This window comes from Streptomyces sp. NPDC012466, from assembly GCF_042955215.1.
In the GTDB taxonomy this organism is placed as follows: domain Bacteria; phylum Actinomycetota; class Actinomycetes; order Streptomycetales; family Streptomycetaceae; genus Streptomyces.
Genome location: NZ_JBIBEQ010000002.1, coordinates 1043005 through 1057358, shown reverse-complemented (window position 1 = coordinate 1057358; position 14354 = coordinate 1043005). Strand labels below are relative to the sequence as shown.

Below are 14354 nucleotides of genomic sequence, written 5' to 3'. Positions count from 1 at the left end.
CGCCCGGTTACATTCCGAACCCGGAAGCTAAGCCTTACAGCGCCGATGGTACTGCAGGGGGGACCCTGTGGGAGAGTAGGACGCCGCCGAACAATTTTTGGGAAAACCCCCGCATCTTCGGATGCGGGGGTTTTCTGCGTTTCAGGGGCCCCTTTCGGGGCCCCTTTTTCGTTTAGAGGCGTCCGGCCGCCTTCAATGCCAAATACGCATCCGCCAGCGCCGGCGCCAGATCGTCCGGTGTGGCGTCGACGACCGTGACACCGTGGCGGCGGAGTTGCTCTGCGGTGCGGTGACGCTCCGACTGGGCCTGGGCGGCTGCGGCGGCCTCGTAGACAGCATCGACATCCCCGCGGGCCTTGGCCATGTGGGTGATGTGCGGGTCCGATACCGAGGCCACCAGGACCGTGTGGCGCTGAGTGAGCTGGGGGAGCACCGGGAGCAGGCCCTCTTCGACGGGAGCTGCGTCCAGAGACGTGAGCAGGACGATCAGGGAGCGGCGGGGCGACGTGCGCAGGGCGGTGGCGGTGAGGCCTCGGGCGTCCGTCTCGACGAGTTCCGGTTCGAGCGGGGCCATCGCGTTGACCAGGGCGGGAAGGACGTCGCCTGCGGTGCGGCCCTGGACGAGGGCGCGGACCTTCCGGTCGTAGGCGAGAAGGTCCACGCGGTCGCCGGCGCGGGAGGCGAGGGCGGCGAGCAGGAGGGCCGCGTCCATGGCGGCGTCCAGGCGGGGTGCGTCGCCCACGCGGCCAGCCGAGGTGCGGCCGGTGTCGAGGACCAAGAGGATGTGGCGGTCCCGCTCGGGACGCCAGGTGCGTACGGCGACCGTGGTCTGGCGGGCTGTGGCGCGCCAGTCGATGGAGCGGGTGTCGTCGCCCGGGACGTATTCGCGCAGGCTGTCGAACTCCGTGCCTTCGCCGCGGGTGAGGACGCTGGTGCGGCCGTCCAGTTCGCGCAGGCGGGCCAGCTTGGACGGCAGGTGCTTGCGGCTGGTGAACGGAGGGAGGACGCGTACCGTCCAGGGGGCCTTGTGGGTGCCCTGACGGGCGAAGAGGCCGAGGGGGCCGTACGAGCGGATGGTGACGCGGTCGGTCTGGCGGTCGCCTCGGCGGGTGGGGCGTAGGCGGGTCGTCACGCGGCGGCGTTCGCCCGGCGGGACCGTGACGCGGTGGCGGGAGGCCGTCGTTTCCGTGCCCGGCGTCCAGCTGCTGGGGGGCCAGGCGTCACGGAGCCGGGCGCGGAGGGGACGGCGGGACGGGTTGGTGAGGGTGAGGGTCACGTCCGCCGTGTCGCCCAGGCGTACGGAGGTGTCGCCGGAGCGGGTCAGGCCGAGGCGGCGTACGGGGGCTGCCAGCGCGAAGTCGCAGGCGCAGGCCGCGGCCAGGGGAGCGTTGACCGCCAGGATGCCCGTCCAGCTGGGCTCCCAGATGCCGACGGGGAGGGAGCCCAGGGCCGCGAGGAGGGCGGCGCGTCCGGTGAGTGCCATCAGCGGGGGACGGGGACGTGGGCGAGGATCGCGTTGATGACCGAGTCGGCTGTCACGCCTTCCATCTCGGCCTCCGGGCGGAGCTGCACGCGGTGCCGGAGGGTGGGGAGGGCGAGTGCCTTCACATCGTCCGGGATGACGTAGTCGCGGCCGGTCAGCCAGGCCCAGGCGCGGGCGGTGGACAGGAGGGCCGTGGCGCCTCGTGGGGAGACGCCGAGGGTGAGGGACGGCGACTCGCGGGTGGCGCGGCAGATGTCGACGACGTAGGCGGTGATCTCCGGGGAGATGGTCGTCTTGGCGACGGCGGCTCGGGCCGCTTCCAGGTCGGCGGGGCCCGCCACGGGGCGGACGCCGGCGGCCCGGAGGTCGCGCGGGTTGAAACCCTCGGCGTGGCGGGTGAGGACGTCGATCTCGTCCTGGCGGGACGGCAGGGGGATGGTGAGCTTGAGGAGGAAGCGGTCCAGCTGGGCTTCCGGGAGGGGGTAGGTGCCCTCGTACTCGACCGGGTTCTGGGTCGCCGCGACCAGGAACGGGTCGGGGAGGGGGCGGGGGGTGCCGTCGACGGTGACCTGGCGTTCCTCCATGGCTTCCAGGAGGGACGACTGGGTCTTGGGAGGCGTGCGGTTGATCTCGTCGGCGAGGAGGAGGTTGGTGAAGACCGGGCCGGGCTGGAAGGAGAACTCGGCGCTGCGGGTGTCGTAGACCAGGGAACCGGTCACGTCGCTCGGCATGAGGTCGGGGGTGAACTGGACGCGTTTGGTGTCGAGTTCGAGGGCGGAGGCGAGGGCTCGGACCAGGAGGGTCTTGGCGACGCCGGGGACGCCTTCGAGGAGGACGTGGCCGCGGCAGAGCAGGGCGACGACGAGGCCGGTGACGGCGGGGTCCTGGCCGACCACGGCCTTGGCGATCTCGGCTCGCAGGGCCTCCAGGGCGTCTCGGGCGGTGCCCGGGTCCCCGGTCTGCCCGGCGTTGTCAGTGGTCGGGTCCATCATGGACGGCGTACCTCTCTTTCGAGGGCGTCGAGTCGGTCGGCGAGTGCGATGAGGGCTGTGTCGTCGCTGGGCGGTGGTCCGAAGAGGAGTGCGTGCTGGTCCCGGCCGTCGCCCTGGAGGTGGGCGGACAGGGCGGGGAGCAGGGCCTCGGGCGTGTGTGCCTGGGTGACGGGGACGCCTACGAGGGGGGCGAGGCGGGTGCGGGTGGTGGAGCGAAGAGCGTCGGCCGCGCGGTCGCGGGCGTCGGCCTTGCGGTAGAGGCGGGCGCGGCCTTCGGCGGTTTCCGAGGCGCGGATCGCGACGGGGAGTTTCTCGGGCACGAGGGGGCCGAGTCGGCGTGCCCTCCAGAGGGCGGCCAGGGCTGCGGCGATGAAGAGCTGCAGGGTGCCCCAGAGCCAGCCCGAGGGGAGCAGGTCGAAGAGGCTGCGTTCGTCGTCGGCGTCGGTGGCCGACGTGTCGGAGAGCGAGGGGAGGTACCAGACCAGATGGGGGCGGGAACCGAGGAGTTGGAGGGCGAGCGAGGCGTTGCCCTGCTCGTCGAGGCGGTCGTTGAGGAGGATGTCGGGCGCGCCCAGGGCGATGATGTCGCCGTCCCCGCGTGCGTCCGGGACGCGCAGCAGGGTGGCCAGACGTTCGCTGGGGTAGCACTGGTCCGCGCCGAGGTGGGTGGTGGTGTAGCGGACGCCGCCGGTCTCGGCGGTGCCGGCGCGCCGGGCGGCGGGCAGGGAGCAGTCCGGGGAGAGCGTCGAGTCGAGGCTGGTGGCGGGGTCGGCGGTGACGCCGGGGGCGAGCCGTTCGATGGAGGCGCTGCCGGAGGCGACCAGGACGGTGCGGCCGCGGGAGTCGGCGAACGCGCGGTGCAGCCTGGTCTGCTGACGGGGGGTCAGCAGGTCGGGGACGGCCACCAGGAGGGTGGTGTCGGGCCCGGCTGCGGAGGCCGCGTCGTCCAGGCTGGTGACGACCCGGGTGTCCACGCCCCGGTCGGCGAGGAGTTCGGCGACGGCGCGGCTGCCGTTGGGGTCGGCGGAGCGCGGGTCGAGTTCGCCGTGGCGGGCGTCGGAGCGGATGACGGCGATGGCGACGGCTCCCACGACGAGCACCACGAGGGCGAGCGCGATCCCGCGGGCACGGGTCCACACCTGGCGGGCGGTGGGCGAGGCCGAGGTGGAGGAGAGGGTGGCCTCGGTGGTCATTCGGCGGCTCCCTGGCTGCTGTTGGGGGCCGTGCTCGCGCTGCTCGCCGTGAGCTGGGGCTTGGTGCGTTCCAGGTCGCGGTCGAGTTCCGCGATGCGATGGTACGACTGCTCGGTCGCCGAGCGGCCGCCGTACGTCACGTCGTCGAAGTCGCGGGCGGCGGTGCGCAGCCGGTCGGTGTGGGCCGGCAGGGCGCGGCCGGCTTCGGCTGCGGCCTCGTCGGCGGTGCGGCCGGGGCGGACGTCGAGGAGGGCGCGTTCCTCCAGGGCGCGGACGAGGGCCCGCATGCGTTCCTGGACGGCCTGGTTCCAGTGGCCCTGTGCGGCGTGTGCCTCGGCGGTGGCGCGGTGGTCGGCGGCGCTGCGGGGGCGGTCGTCGAACAGGGCGGCGGAGGAGGTGGGTTGGCGGCGGGGGGTGCCCAGGCGCCACCACAGGGCGGCCAGGAGCGCGATGACGGCCAGGATGATGACGATCAGGCCGAGTGTGCCGCCGGGGGTGGCGGACGAGGTGGCGTTGAAGAGTTTGCCGAGCCAGTCCCAGAAGGCGTCCAGGGCGCGCTGGAACAGGCTGGGGTCGTCCTCGTGGTACATCCGCTTGGACAGCTCGCGCCGGGCCGCCTCGCGGGCGGGGTCGCGCGGGATGGTGAGGGGCGGATCGTCGGCGGAGCGGGCCGGCGACAGCAGGGGTGTGTCGCCGGCGCTCAGCAGCGTCCGTATCCCGGCGCGTGGCAGCGCCGTGGTGAGAAGTTCCCCCGCCCTGCTCACCGCATCAGCTCCCCGGAGTGGCGCCGGGGGCGGGGGAGCCGTAGCCCTGGACGCCTGCGGCGCGGGCCAGTTCGAGGTCGAGGGCCTCGCGGCGGATGCGCTGGTCGATGTACAGGAGCACGGTGACGCCTGCCGTGATCGGGAGCGTGATCATGGAGCCGATCACCGAGCCGATGCCGCTGATGATGAGGAACGTCCAGCCGAGGCTGCCGACACCGGTGTTGAGCCAGCCGGTGAGGCCGTCGCCGCTGAGGGCCGCGGCGAGGAGGGTGAAGGGGATGACGATGATCGAGGCGACGACGTTCGCGATGAGCGTGGCGAGCAGCTGGATGCCGAAGATCCGCCACCAGGTGCCCTGGACCAGCTTGACGGAGCGGAGCAGGGCCTTCTTGATGCCCTGCTTCTCCAGCATGAGGGCGGGCGAGGCGAGGGAGAAGCGGATCATCAGCCACAGGGCGACGATGCCGGCGCCGATGACGCCCAGGACGGTCAGGGCGACCCCTGCTCCGCCGTTCACGGCGACGCCGACGAGGATGCCAGGCAGGGTGCCCACGGTGACGATGCCGGCTGTGATGAGCAGCAAGAGGCAGATCAGGCCGAACAGTTTGAGGACCTGAGGGCGGGCGTCCCGCCAGGCCTCCCCGATGGTCACCGACTTGCCGAGGACGGCACGGCTGGTGACGGTGGTGAGCAGCGCGGTCGCGATGACGGTGCCGACCAGGGAGATCACGAAGACGACGGTGGAGTTGAGCATGGCGTCGCCCATGGCGCGGGTCAGCTCGCTGAGGGTCGCGCTGGGATCGTTGAGGGCGTCGGTGGTGGAGTCGTCCAGGACGAGGCCCTGGAACAGGACGACGATGACCTCGGTGAGGACGGCGACGGTGAGCGAGATGCCCAGGACCGTGCGCCAGTAGGTGCGCATGGTGGAGACCGCGCCGTCGAGGATCTCGCCCACGCCGAGCGGGCGGAGCGGGATGACGCCGGGCTTGGCGGCGGGCGGGGGGCCGCCCCAGCCGCTTCCCCAGCCGCCGGGGGCGCCGTGTCCGGGTCGGCCTCCGGGGCCGTATCCGCCGGGACCGTGGCCGCCGGGAGGCTGGCTGCCCCAGCCCGGGCCGGGCGGCGGGGGCGGGGGGGCCTGGCCGGGGACGGCCGGGCCGCTGGGGGCGGACCACTGGGCCGGTGGCGGCTGCTCCTTGGACCACTGCGGGCCGGGGCCCTGCGAGGTCTGGCCGGGCTGTGCCGGCTGGTCCGCGGGCTGTGCGGGTCCGGGGCGGTCGGTGGGCTCGGCAGGGCCGGACTGATCCGGCTTCTGCCCGTCGGACGGGGCGGATCCGGGCGAGGCCCAGCCCGGAGTGTCGTTCATCGTCGCTCCTTCACGGTGCCCGTCCGCGGTCGCGGCGGCAGGTTGGCAGCCATCGTGCCATGGGGTGGTCTTCGAATGACCGGCCGCGGTATGGGCTGCGTCCCTTCAATTGTCCGCTGGATAGGGGGCAGACTGACGGCATGGCTGATCAGTACGCGCGCAGCGGCGATGACAAGCGGCCGACCGACATCCCTGCGATCCGCTGGGAAGAGCCACCGGAAGGCCCCGTTCTGGTCCTGCTGGACCAGACGAGGTTGCCCGTCGAGGAGGTCGAACTGGTCTGTACGGACGCGTCCGCACTCGTGGAGGCGATTCGCTCGCTCGCCGTGCGCGGAGCACCCCTGCTCGGCATCGCGGGGGCGTACGGGGTCGCGCTCGCGGCCGTGCGGGGCTTCGACGTGGACGAGGCCGCCTCCGCGCTGGCGAGTGCCCGGCCGACCGCGGTGAACCTGGCTGTGGGGGTGCGCCGGGCCCAGGCGGCTCACCAGGCGGCGCTCGCCGAGGGCGGTGACGTCCGGCAGGCGGCCGCGGCGGCGCTGGCCGCGGCGCGGCAGCTGCACCGGGAGGACGCCGAGGCCAGTGGGCGGATGGCCGAGCACGGGCTGGCGTTGCTCGACGAGCTGCTGCCCGGCGGCGGGCACCGGATCCTCACCCACTGCAACACCGGTTCGCTGGTGTCGGGCGGAGAGGGGACGGCGTTCGCGGTGGCGCTCGCGGCGCACCGCACGGGGCGGCTGCGGCGGCTGTGGGTGGACGAGACGCGGCCGTTGCTGCAGGGAGCTCGCCTGACGGCGTACGAGGCGGCCCGCAGTGGGATGGCGTACACGCTGCTCACCGACAATGCGGCGGGGTCGTTGTTCGCCGCCGGGGAGGTGGACGCGGTGCTGATCGGGGCGGACCGCATCACGGCGGACGGTTCGGTGGCGAACAAGGTCGGGAGCTATCCGCTGGCGGTGCTGGCGCGCTACCACCATGTGCCGTTCATCGTGGTGGCGCCGGTGACGACGGTGGATCTGGACACCGCGGACGGTGCGTCCATCGAGGTCGAGCAGCGGCCGGGGCACGAGGTGACGGAGGTGACCGCGCCGCAGGTGCCGGTGGCCGGTGCGGAGGCGGGCGGCGGGATTCCGGTGGCGCCGCTGGGGACGCAGGCGTACAACCCGGCGTTCGACGTGACTCCGGCCGAGCTGGTGACGGCGATCGTCACGGAGGAGGGTGTCGTTTCGCCTGTGACGGCTGAGGCACTCGCCGAGGTGTGTGCGCGGTCGCGACGGGTGTCGGCGGACTGAGCAGGGCGGTTGCGGAGGGTGCGCGGGGCGGGGCGGGCTCCGGGCACCTTCGCTTCTCGTCCGTTCGGTTCTGCGGTCTTCCCTGCCCCTGAGGGGCCCGGAAACCGGGCGGGTCCCGTCCGCGTCGAGATCATCGGCGGGCGGGCGAGGGCAGACAGTAGCGCTTGCTGCGACTATGGTCACTGGCCGGTGAGCTACCTCACCACTGCCTTCGCCACTGTTATGAGAATGGGATGATGTCGTTTATGAAGGGACGAGTCCTTGTCGTCGACGACGACACCGCACTGGCCGAGATGCTCGGCATCGTGCTGCGTGGTGAGGGTTTCGAGCCGTCGTTCGTGGCCGACGGCGACAAGGCGCTGGCCGCTTTTCGCGAGGCCAAGCCCGATCTGGTGCTGCTCGACCTGATGCTGCCCGGCCGGGACGGCATCGAGGTGTGCCGCCTGATCAGGGCGGAGTCGGGCGTGCCGATCGTGATGCTGACCGCGAAGAGCGACACCGTCGATGTCGTCGTGGGCCTGGAGTCCGGTGCCGACGACTACATCGTGAAGCCGTTCAAGCCGAAGGAGCTGGTGGCCCGCATCCGGGCGCGGCTGCGGAGGTCGGAGGAGCCCGCTCCGGAGCAGCTCGCCATCGGTGACCTGGTCATCGACGTGGCCGGGCACTCCGTGAAGCGGGACGGGCAGTCGATCGCGCTGACGCCGCTGGAGTTCGACCTGCTGGTCGCGCTGGCACGCAAGCCGTGGCAGGTGTTCACGCGCGAGGTGCTGCTGGAGCAGGTGTGGGGCTACCGGCACGCGGCGGACACGCGGCTGGTCAACGTGCATGTGCAGCGGCTGCGCTCCAAGGTCGAGAAGGACCCGGAGAAGCCGGAGATCGTGGTGACCGTCCGTGGTGTCGGGTACAAGGCAGGGCCGAGCTGACATGTCCGGCGACAGTGCCGCTTCGGCGCCCGGCCGGTCCGGGGCCCGCCCGGAGCGGCCTGTCGGGCGGAAGAAATCCGGCTCCCGCTGGGCGCGGTTCCTGGAGAGCGGGCTGCTGCTCCAGGGCGGCGTCCAGGGCAGTCCGGTCATCCGTCTGTTCATGCGGTGGGTGCGCCGGCCGTTGCTGCCCGTCATGCGGCTGTGGCGGCGCAACATCCAGCTCAAGGTCGTCGTCACGACGCTGCTGATGTCGCTCGGCGTGGTGCTGATGCTGGGTTTCGTCGTCATCGGGCAGGTGCGCAACGGCCTGCTGGACGCCAAGGTGAAGGCGTCGCAGAGCCAGGCCACGGGCGGGTTCGCGGTGGCCGGGCAGCGGGCCGACGAGGCGGCGAGCGGCACCGGCGCCGACATCGCCACGTCGGACGGGCGCCCCGCGCAGAATGTCGGCCCGTGGATGAGCGAACTCGTCTCCTCGCTGTCCAGCGGCGGCCAGGGCGCCTTCGAAGTGGTGACCCTACCGGCCTCCGGCGCGGACGGCGCGGGCGGCCGTGGGCAGCGTGCCTCCGGCGAGGTGGACTGGAGCAGGAGCGTGCCCGCCGACCTGCGCGAGCGGATCGACAGCAGTACGACGGCCGCGCAGAGCTACACCCGCATCACCTACAACAACGCGGCCAAGGACTCCCAGCCGGGCCTGGTCATCGGCAAGCAGGTCAGCGACCCCAACGGCGACCCGTACCAGCTCTACTACCTCTTCCCGCTCACCCAGGAGGAGAAGTCGCTGAGCCTGGTCAAGGGCACGCTGGCGACGGCCGGGCTGTTCGTCGTCGTCCTGCTCGGGGCCATCGCCTGGCTCGTGGTGCGGCAGGTCGTCACGCCGGTGCGGATGGCGGCGGGGATCGCCGAGCGGCTGTCGGCCGGGCGGCTCCAGGAACGTATGAAGGTCACCGGCGAGGACGACATCGCGCGGCTCGGGGAGGCCTTCAACAAGATGGCACAGAACCTCCAGTTGAAGATCAGCCAGCTGGAGGACCTGTCGCGGATGCAGCGCCGGTTCGTGTCGGACGTGTCGCACGAGCTGCGTACGCCGCTGACGACCGTCCGGATGGCCGCCGACGTCATCCACGAGGCGCGTGTGGACTTCGACCCGGTGACCGCCCGGTCGGCGGAGCTGCTCGCCGACCAGCTGGACCGGTTCGAGTCGCTGCTCGCCGACCTGCTGGAGATCAGCCGGTTCGACGCGGGCGCCGCGGCGCTGGAGGCGGAGCCGATAGACCTCAGGGACGTCGTGCGGCGGGTGGTCAGCGGGGCCGAGCCGCTCGCGGAGCGCAAGGGCACCCGCGTCCGGGTCCTCGGGGACCAGCAGCCCGTCGTCGCCGAGGCCGACGCCCGGCGCGTGGAGCGGGTGCTGCGCAACCTCGTCGTCAACGCCGTCGAGCACGGTGAGGGCAAGGACGTCGTCGTGAAGCTCGCCGCGGCCGGTGGTGCCGTCGCCGTGGCGGTGCGGGATTACGGGGTCGGGCTGAAGCCGGGCGAGGCGACCCGCGTGTTCAGCCGCTTCTGGCGGGCTGACCCGGCACGCGCGCGTACCACCGGTGGTACGGGTCTGGGGCTGTCGATCGCCCTGGAGGACGCGCGGCTGCACGGTGGCTGGCTGCAGGCGTGGGGCGAGCCGGGGGGCGGTTCGCAGTTCCGGCTGACGCTGCCCAGGACCGCCGACGAGCCGCTGCGTGGTTCGCCGATACCGCTGGAGCCCAAGGACTCGCGGCGCAACCGGGGGCTCGACGACGCCGGCCTGCCGAGCGGCGGGGACGACGAGAAGCGGGCGACGGTGCCGGCGCAGCCGGTGAGCGGTCCGGTGTCGCAGGCCACGAAGCGGGACCCGATACCGCCGCGTGTTTCTCCGACGGCGGATCCGACGGCGCTGCCCGGCAACGGTTCGCGCGTGGTGCCCAGGCCCGCCTCGGGCACACGGCGGCAGGACGAACCGGCCGGGGCGGAACAGTCCGCTTCAGGCGGGGGTGTGAGCGGCCCGGAGGAGACGGGGCCCGACGAGGGTGCCGGCGGCCGTGCCGGGCAGGCTCGGGAAACGGTCGTGCACAGGCCGCGGGACGAGGACAACCGCTCCGCGGGGCCGGGCGGCCGGGAGACCGAGCCCGGGGGCGTGGACAGGCAAGGGGAGGCATCTCGTGGGCGCTGACCGCGAGGGGCGCGGCCGGCGCAGGCCCGCGCGCGTGATGGCGTACGCCGCCGGTGGCGTTCTGGTGCTGGCGGGGTGCGCCTCGATGCCGGACAGCGGGGATCTGCGGGGCGTGGAGTCCACCCCGCGCCAGGAGACGCAGGTGCGGGTGTTCGCCGTGCCGCCGGGGGAGGACGCGCCGCCCTCGGAGATCGTGCAGGGCTTCCTGGAGGCGCTCACCAGTGACGATCCGCACTACAAGACGGCACGCCAGTACCTGACCGGCGACGCCGCGAAGACCTGGCGGCCCGAGGCGTCCGCCACCGTGCTGGCGGACGGGCCGGGCGCCAAGCCCGAGGCGGGCGGCGGTGGGGAGGACAGCGGCGAGATCTCGTACATGCTGACCGGCACCAAGGTCGCCACCGTCGACGCGCAGCAGGCGTACGCGCCCGCGACCGGGGCGTACGGCCGCAGCGTGCACCTGACGCAGGACGACAAGCGGCAGTGGCGGATCGACGCGCTGCCGCAGGGTGTCGTGATGGGCGAGTCGGACTTTCAGCGCAACTACATGTCCGTCAGCAAGTACTACTTCGCTTCGAACACCGACGCGGCCGGATCGAAGTCGCAGCCCACGGCGGTCGCCGACCCCGTCTACGTGCGCCGGCGGGTGGAGCCCATGACGCAGATGGTGAGCTCCCTGCTCAAGGGACCCACGCGGTGGCTGGGGCCCGTGGTCAGGTCGAGCTTCCCCACCGGTACGGCGCTGGCGAAGGACGCCGGGGCGCTGGCGCCCGACGACCGGAACAAGCTGACGGTCCCGCTCAACGACAAGGCCGCGGGCATCGGCACCAACCGGTGCGACGAGATGGCCGCCCAGATGCTCTTCACGCTGCGGAACCTCAGCCCGGCGGTGGACGAGGTCGAACTGCGGGCCGACGGGACGGAGCTGTGCTCGCTCACGCAGGGAGCGGCCGACGCGGCGGCTTCCCGCAGTTCGGCGCGGCACCCGGACTACCTGTACTTCCTCGACGGCAAGCACCGGCTCGTGCGGATCGCCGCGGGCAACAGCGACACCGATCCGGAACCGGCACCGGGGGCGCTCGGCGAGGGTGACACGGCGCTGCGGTCGGTGGCGGTCTCGCGCGACGAGCACACCGCGGCCGGTGTCAGCCTCGACGGCAAGTCGCTGTACGTGGGCTCGCTGGTCTCGGGCGGTTCGCTGGGCGAGCCGGTGCTGCGCAGCCAGGGCGGGGCCGAGAACCAGCGGCTGACGACGCCCAGCTGGGACGCGGACGACGGTCTGTGGGTGGCCGACCGCGACCCCGACCGTCCCCGGCTGCTCCTCCTCCAGGAGGGCAAGGGCGATCCGCTGGAGGTGCGCATGCCGCACCTGGACGGACGGATCCAGTCCGTGCGGGTGGCCGCCGACGGGGTGCGGATCGCGCTCGTCGTGGAGAAGGGCGGTAAGAAGACCCTGCTCATCGGGCTGATCGAGCGGGGCGAGAAGCAGGGCGGTGAGCCGGCCGTCAGTGTGGTGGAACTGCGCTCCGCGACACCGCAGTTGGAGGAGGTCACGGCCATGTCGTGGGCCGGGGACAGCCGGCTCGTGGTGGTCGGGCGCGAGCACGGGGGCGTCGAGCAGATGCGATACGTCCAGGTCGACGGTTCCACGCCGGACGTGCCGGCGCCCGCGGCCCTGACCGGCGTGAAGGACGTCACCGCCGCCGAGGACGACCAGCTGCCGCTGGTGGCGTACTCGGTGGACGGCATCGTCCGGCTGCCGTCGGGCGAGCAGTGGCAGAAGGTGACGGAGGGGACGGCGCCGGTTTATCCGGGGTGAGGTGTGAGCGTCCCGGCGGCGGGTGTGGCCGGGGTGTGCTGAACGCGGGCGGCCGCTTCTGCCGAGGGTCGACTCGGGAGGGGCGGCCGTCGGCGTTCGGGCGAGGCGGTTCACCGGGCTGCCGCTGGTGTGGGGCGGGGTTCGTGGGGGTCAAGCCTGGTGCGGGCGTCGCCCTGCGGGCTTCACTCGCGCGGGCTTCACTCGTTCCGGCTTCACTCGTGTGGGGGACGGCCAGGTCGCGGCGCGGCTGGTTGTCCACAGGGGGTTGTTCACAGGGGTGGTCGGGTCGGGCCCGGGTGGGCACAGTGGTGGCCATGCGGGGATGGTGGCAGGACCTGACCGACCTGGTGCTGCCGGGCGAGTGCGGGGGCTGCGGGGCGCTTCGTACGGTGCTGTGCGCGCGGTGCCGTGCGGTGCTGAGCGGAGCGGCGGTGCGTCGGGTGCGGCCGGTGCCGGAGCCGCCGGGGCTGCCCGTGGTGCACGCGGCGGCCCGGTACGCGGACGAGGTCCGGGCGACGCTGCTGGCCCACAAGGAGCGGGGCGCTCTGGCGCTGGCCGGGCCGCTCGGGGTGGCGCTCGCGGGGGCCGTGCGGGCGGGGCTCCGGGGCGCCTCGGCTCCGGCTTCGGCCGGGATGGCACGGTCCCGGGGTGGCAGAGCTCCTGTGCTGCTCGTGCCGGTGCCGTCCGGGCGGCGGGCCGTGCGGGCCCGGGGGCATGATCCGACACGGCGGATCGCGCTCGCGGCGGCGGCGGAGTTGCGGCGGAGGGGAGTGTCGGCCCGGGTGCTCGGCGTGCTGCGGCAGCGGCGGGCCGTGGCCGATCAGTCGGGGCTCAACTCCCGGCAGCGGCTGGACAATCTCGCGGGCGCCCTGGAGGTGGCTCCCGGAGGCGCCCGGCTGCTCTCCCGAGGGCCCGTCGTCCTCGTCGACGACGTGATGACCACCGGGGCCTCTCTCGCCGAGGCCGCACGAGCCGTGCGGGCGCTGTCGTACAGGCTCGCGATCCCGTACCGGGCGACGGGGCCGATTCCGAACCTTGCGGGGACTTCGGCCGTGTACGGGCGAGAGACGTGGGAAAGCAGAGAGGAACAGAACGTCGGATCAAGGCGAGAGAGGACGGGCCGGTGGCCCGCCCGGCAGGGAATCGCGGGCGCGGATGACGCCGACGGGGTCGTCGACGTGGTGTGCGGGGCAGTCGTCGCGGCATCACCGGACTCCTTGGAAATAAACCGGAACTGACTGAGATCTTGTGTCGTTGCAGGTAACGAGAGGGCCTATTCACCTGAACGGAGGTACGCCGCAGTAGAGGGTGACGACATCCGTCCGGGCGAGATATGTTCGGTTGAGAGGGAAAGCCGCAGGCCACACCTCTCAAATCCGAATGCCGTGCCGCGCGTTTTTCTTCATCACTCGCGACGGTGGAGTGGAGATCTTGCCCACGGGGGAGGAGGTGGAAGTCACCGAGTCCGAGGTTCCGGGGCTCACCGGAACCTGGTGCAAAAGGGAGACGCTCCGCATCGAAGCGGAGCGATCCGGGAACGGAGTTCTGCGTGGACATCGTCGTCAAGGGCCGCAAGACCGAGGTGCCCGAGCGGTTCCGGAAGCACGTGGCCGAGAAGCTGAAGCTGGAGAAGATCCAGAAGCTCGACGGCAAGGTGATCAGCCTCGACGTCGAGGTGTCCAAGGAGCCGAACCCCCGACAGGCCGACCGCTGTGACCGAGTGGAGATCACGCTCCGCTCCCGCGGTCCGGTGATCCGGGCGGAGGCAGCGGCGAGCGATCCGTACGCGGCGCTCGACCTGGCGGCGGAAAAGCTGGAAGCCCGGCTGCGCAGGCAGCACGACAAGCGGTACTCGCGCCGTGGAGCGCGCCGGATCCCGGCCGCCGAGGTCGCCGACCACGTCCCGGGCGTGGCGACGCTCAACGGCAACGGCCTGGTGCCGGCCTCCGAGGAGGAGCCCGAGGCCGTACCCACGAAGAAGATCGGCTCGCTGGAAGTGCAGGGTGACGGCCCCATCGTCGTCCGCGAGAAGACCCACGTCGCAGCGCCCATGACCCTCGACCAGGCTCTCTACGAGATGGAGCTGGTCGGGCACGACTTCTACCTGTTCGTCGACTCCGAGACCAAGGAACCGAGTGTCGTCTACCGACGGCACGCCTACGACTACGGCGTGATCCACCTCAGCACGGACACGATGGTCACCCAGGCGCACTCCCCCGACGCGGGCGGTGCGCTCGGCGGCTGACCGTGCCGGGTGACAGCGGAACAGGTGCCCCTGGAGCGCGTGTGCGCCCCCAGGGGCACCCCCGTGCGACCACTTCGCGCCCCGCT

Annotated in this window: 11 protein-coding genes and 1 rRNA gene; 7 read left to right on the top strand and 5 right to left on the bottom strand. The window is 72.6% G+C overall.

Translation table 11 applies throughout. The features are described 5' to 3' along the window. Positions 1-92, top strand: a 5S ribosomal RNA gene (rrf, locus tag ACFY9E_RS12310); the annotation flags it as partial. Positions 93-172: 80 nt separating this feature from the next. On the opposite strand, the gene ACFY9E_RS12305 is transcribed toward rrf, so the two are convergent. The 5 genes from ACFY9E_RS12305 to ACFY9E_RS12285 are packed head-to-tail and all read right to left on the bottom strand — an operon-like array spanning position 173 to position 5795. Continuing rightward, positions 173-1483, bottom strand: a complete 1311-nt coding sequence (locus ACFY9E_RS12305; protein WP_390981996.1) for a DUF58 domain-containing protein — start codon at positions 1481-1483, stop codon at positions 173-175. Beyond that, positions 1483-2472: an AAA family ATPase gene (locus tag ACFY9E_RS12300; protein ID WP_390981993.1), complete on the bottom strand. Its 990-nt coding sequence runs from the start codon at positions 2470-2472 to the stop codon at positions 1483-1485. Before ACFY9E_RS12300 ends, ACFY9E_RS12305 begins: the two co-directional genes overlap by 1 nt. Then, on the bottom strand, positions 2472-3668 hold the full coding sequence (locus ACFY9E_RS12295) for a DUF4350 domain-containing protein (protein WP_390981991.1): 1197 nt from the start codon (positions 3666-3668) through the stop codon (positions 2472-2474). The genes ACFY9E_RS12300 and ACFY9E_RS12295 overlap by 1 nt, the downstream gene beginning before the upstream one ends. Beyond that, positions 3665-4432 carry a DUF4129 domain-containing protein gene (locus ACFY9E_RS12290; protein WP_390981988.1) on the bottom strand — a complete coding sequence of 256 codons (768 nt, stop codon included), beginning with the start codon at positions 4430-4432 and terminating at the stop codon, positions 3665-3667. The genes ACFY9E_RS12295 and ACFY9E_RS12290 overlap by 4 nt, the downstream gene beginning before the upstream one ends. Before the next feature lie 4 nt (positions 4433-4436). Beyond that, a complete protein-coding gene (locus ACFY9E_RS12285) occupies positions 4437-5795 on the bottom strand; it encodes a hypothetical protein (RefSeq protein ID WP_390981985.1) in 1359 nt (452 codons plus the stop codon). A gap of 140 nt (positions 5796-5935) precedes the next feature. On the opposite strand from ACFY9E_RS12285, the gene mtnA reads away from it, so the two are divergent. The 6 genes from mtnA (at position 5936) to hpf (ending at position 14268) form a co-directional block, all read left to right on the top strand. Next, the gene (gene mtnA / locus ACFY9E_RS12280; RefSeq protein ID WP_390981983.1) at positions 5936-7084 is read left to right on the top strand and encodes an S-methyl-5-thioribose-1-phosphate isomerase; all 1149 of its coding nucleotides are present in this window, start codon (positions 5936-5938) and stop codon (positions 7082-7084) included. A gap of 233 nt (positions 7085-7317) precedes the next feature. Next, positions 7318-8007, top strand: a complete 690-nt coding sequence (mtrA, locus tag ACFY9E_RS12275; RefSeq protein WP_009188938.1) for a two-component system response regulator MtrA — start codon at positions 7318-7320, stop codon at positions 8005-8007. 1 nt (position 8008) lies between these two features. Beyond that, entirely contained in the window at positions 8009-10204 is a 2196-nt protein-coding gene (gene mtrB, locus ACFY9E_RS12270) for an MtrAB system histidine kinase MtrB (protein ID WP_390981980.1), read from the top strand. After that, entirely contained in the window at positions 10194-12023 is a 1830-nt protein-coding gene (locus ACFY9E_RS12265) for an LpqB family beta-propeller domain-containing protein (RefSeq protein WP_390981978.1), read from the top strand. The genes mtrB and ACFY9E_RS12265 overlap by 11 nt, the downstream gene beginning before the upstream one ends. Before the next feature lie 314 nt (positions 12024-12337). Then, complete coding sequence (locus tag ACFY9E_RS12260; RefSeq protein ID WP_390981975.1) at positions 12338-13261, top strand: ComF family protein; 924 nt, start codon at positions 12338-12340, stop codon at positions 13259-13261. A gap of 311 nt (positions 13262-13572) precedes the next feature. Further along, a complete protein-coding gene (gene hpf / locus ACFY9E_RS12255) occupies positions 13573-14268 on the top strand; it encodes a ribosome hibernation-promoting factor, HPF/YfiA family (RefSeq protein WP_033308245.1) in 696 nt (231 codons plus the stop codon). Positions 14269-14354: the final 86 nt, after the last annotated feature.

Excerpts from the sequence above, each read along its gene's own strand:
- ACFY9E_RS12295 (WP_390981991.1), bottom strand. The coding sequence starts at position 3,668 with ATGACCACCGAGGCCACCCTCTCCTCCACCTCGGCCTCGCCCACCGCC.
- mtrA (WP_009188938.1), top strand. The coding sequence starts at position 7,318 with ATGATGTCGTTTATGAAGGGACGAGTCCTTGTCGTCGACGACGACACC.
- mtnA (WP_390981983.1), top strand. The coding sequence starts at position 5,936 with ATGGCTGATCAGTACGCGCGCAGCGGCGATGACAAGCGGCCGACCGAC.
- ACFY9E_RS12260 (WP_390981975.1), top strand. The coding sequence starts at position 12,338 with ATGCGGGGATGGTGGCAGGACCTGACCGACCTGGTGCTGCCGGGCGAG.
- ACFY9E_RS12285 (WP_390981985.1), bottom strand. The coding sequence starts at position 5,795 with ATGAACGACACTCCGGGCTGGGCCTCGCCCGGATCCGCCCCGTCCGAC.
- ACFY9E_RS12305 (WP_390981996.1), bottom strand. The coding sequence starts at position 1,483 with ATGGCACTCACCGGACGCGCCGCCCTCCTCGCGGCCCTGGGCTCCCTC.
- mtrB (WP_390981980.1), top strand. The coding sequence starts at position 8,009 with ATGTCCGGCGACAGTGCCGCTTCGGCGCCCGGCCGGTCCGGGGCCCGC.
- ACFY9E_RS12300 (WP_390981993.1), bottom strand. The coding sequence starts at position 2,472 with ATGGACCCGACCACTGACAACGCCGGGCAGACCGGGGACCCGGGCACC.